General features: G+C 66.1%; 5 protein-coding genes. 2 read left to right on the top strand and 3 right to left on the bottom strand.

Going from position 1 to position 2513, the window contains the following annotated elements; genetic code table 11:
* A partial coding sequence (locus EOA33_RS31905; protein WP_127407435.1) for a hypothetical protein occupies window positions 1-266 on the bottom strand: 266 nt, incomplete at its 3' end.
* Window positions 267-424: 158 nt separating this feature from the next.
* Here EOA33_RS31905 and EOA33_RS31900 point away from each other — a divergent pair.
* Window positions 425-748, top strand: coding sequence for a hypothetical protein (locus tag EOA33_RS31900; protein WP_126055388.1), 324 nt, complete (start codon window positions 425-427; stop codon window positions 746-748).
* Between the two features lie 90 nt (window positions 749-838).
* Here EOA33_RS31900 and EOA33_RS31895 read toward each other — a convergent pair whose 3' ends face one another.
* Both EOA33_RS31895 and EOA33_RS31890 read right to left on the bottom strand, forming a co-directional pair.
* Entirely contained in the window at window positions 839-1060 is a 222-nt protein-coding gene (locus EOA33_RS31895) for a hypothetical protein (RefSeq protein ID WP_126055389.1), read from the bottom strand.
* A 199-nt stretch (window positions 1061-1259) separates the two neighbouring features.
* On the bottom strand, window positions 1260-1559 hold the full coding sequence (locus tag EOA33_RS31890) for a DUF1236 domain-containing protein (RefSeq protein ID WP_126055390.1): 300 nt from the start codon (window positions 1557-1559) through the stop codon (window positions 1260-1262).
* Between the two features lie 201 nt (window positions 1560-1760).
* Between EOA33_RS31890 and EOA33_RS31885 the strand changes: the two genes are divergently transcribed.
* Window positions 1761-2513: DUF1236 domain-containing protein (locus EOA33_RS31885; RefSeq protein ID WP_127407434.1), on the top strand; the 753-nt coding region annotated here is incomplete at its 3' end.

Raw genomic sequence — 2513 nt, 5'->3', positions numbered from 1 at the left:
GTGTTGCCTTGCTCGGGCGCCGGCTGGGCCATGCCCTGGTCGCCGCTCGGCGGCGGCTGCAGCACGCCGCCGCAAGGCTTGAGCTTGCCGGTCAGGCCACCGCCGGTGTCGGCGGCCGGCTTCTGGTCGGTAGTGCCCGGTATTTGCGGCTCGGCCTGGCAGGGGCCGGCGGGCACCTGCGTCTGGTCGTTGTCGTCCTGCGCGGCCGCCGGACCGGCCAGCGCCATGACCAGAAGCGCGCATGGCGCAAAGGCGAAAGGTCTCATGGTCTGGCTCCTTTCCTTGTCCGGGAAAGAACGCCGGCGCCGATTGGTTCCGTGGCGCGCTGCCGGCGCCCCCTCCGGCGCGGCTTCGCGGGAACCGGCGGCCAGGGCCGCGAGTTCAAATCCTGGAGAGTTTCAATGGCGAGCCACAGGAGGCAGTCATGGGACCGCGCAAGAAACCGAGCGACGAGGTCGAGCCGTCAACGGCCGACGACAAGGCCCAGGTGCCAAACGACGAGGTAGAGGTGCCCTCGCCCAGCCAGCAGGATTGGGACGCGATCAAGGGCGCCAGGATCCTGCCGGACGGCGGCCTACCGCAAGAGGAAGTGCCGGGAACCACCGGCATCGAGAAGGAGGGCGCCCTGCCGGAAGAGGACGATGACAATCCCTACCAGGAGAGCGATGAGGCGTTGCCAGACGATGCCGAGGAAGCGGCCATCGCGCGCGATCCGGCAAGACGCGGTGGACCTTTCGACGAGGTATGAGGCCGCGCCTGACAGACGCGCGCCTCCACCCGCGCGGGCGGGGTGCGGATATGCTGGAATGATGGCTTGACGGCGCGCGGCCGGCGGCACTCAGTTCGGCGCGCTGTCGCCCACCGTCTCGGCGACGAAGGAGGCCGCGATCAGGTCGTCGGCGTCGATGCGTAGGGAGCCGTCGGCGCCCCCCATGATGGCCACGACCTTCTGGAAGGTCTTCATCTCATGTTCGGTGATGCTGGCGATCCGCATCCTGGCCCTGAGGTCGGCGACACGCATCCCCAATGCCGGGGACGTTCCGATTTCGCGTTTCGACATGGTGAATATGCTCCCTACCCCGCCCGGTCCTTTTTGCCGCCCGCCCGATTCGCCGCCGCCAGTCTGCCCATTAATGAGGCAGCACGAAGTCAGACGCGGCAACGCGTGGCGCGATGGAAGGTTCCTGCCTGGGATGGTCACGAAATAATACCGGGGCGGCTCGCCCTCCGCCCCGGCAAGTACCGGGCTGTCTTTGCGGTCACTGGATGATCTTCACGACCTTGCGGGTGCCCGGATCGACAAGCACGGTCTGGTTGTCGACGACAACGTAACGGTACTTCACGTTGGGAACTTCGCGCAGTTCGACCGTGTCGGGAAGTGCCGTGCCGACATTGAGTTCAACGCCGGGAAGCGTCACCGAGGCCAAAGGCTGCTTGTGCACATACTCGCGGATGATGGTCTCCTGCTGGGGCTCGATGATGACGTCCTGGGCGGACGCGGCACCCATGCCGGCGAGCAGCAGCAAGCCCGCGGCGGCCGTCTTAAAATGCAGTCTCATGATCTTCTCCTGTCTTGACCGGCGACCTCTTCCGCCACGCGAATGATGCCGTTCGCAGCCGGGCCACCTCGGTCGTTAACGTCACCGCATAGGGCTTGTTCCGGCAATTTTTCGACTTTGAACCGAGGCGATTTGCTTCGGAACAAAGGCTGCGAGTCGAGGTTAACCGAACGAAGGGACAACACTTCGAGGAGAGTTTCCATGAGACATATTCTGATCACCAGCATGCTCGCGCTCGGTGTCGGCTGCGGCGCCGCGATGGCCCAGGCACAGGCGCCGGCCGAGGTCCAGCCTGGCGGTGACGCCAGCTGCGCGGCCGGCGCTGCCGACTGCCAGAAGGGCGGCAAGGCGGGTGAGCAGGCCCAGGGCAAGGCCAAGATGAAGACCGATGATCAGGCGCAGGGCAAGGCCGGCGCCACCACCGAGGAGCAGGCCCAGGGCAAGCCGAAGGTGAAGACCGACGAGCAGGCGCAGGGCAAGGCTGGCGCCACCACCGAGGAGCAGGCCCAGGGCAAGCCGAAGGTGAAGACCGACGAGCAGGCGCAGGGCAAGGCCGGCGTCACCACCGAGGAGCAGGCCCAGGGCAAGCCGAAGGTGAAGACCGACGAGCAGGCGCAGGGCAAGGCCGGCACAACGACCGAGCAGAAGGCCCAGGGCACAACTGGCACGACGACCGAGCAGAACGCCCAGGGCACGACCTCGACCCAGACCGACCAGGGCTCGACCGCATCGATCACCAATGTGACCGTCGAGCAGAAGACCGAGATCACCAATGTGATCCGCGAGACGAAAATCTCGCCGGTCGCGAGCGTCGATTTCGACATCTCCGTCGGCGTCGAGGTGCCGCGGCACAAGGTGCGACTGCACCGCCTGCCGCCGCGCATCGTCAAGATCGTTCCGGCCTACGAAACCTATGAATATTTCGTGCTGGCCGATGGCAGGATCGTCATCGTC

It is taken from the genome of Mesorhizobium sp. M4A.F.Ca.ET.050.02.1.1 (assembly GCF_003997725.1).
In the GTDB taxonomy this organism is placed as follows: domain Bacteria; phylum Pseudomonadota; class Alphaproteobacteria; order Rhizobiales; family Rhizobiaceae; genus Mesorhizobium.
The sequence above is the reverse complement of the archived record's forward strand: the minus strand, read 5'-3'. Positions and strand labels throughout refer to the sequence as shown.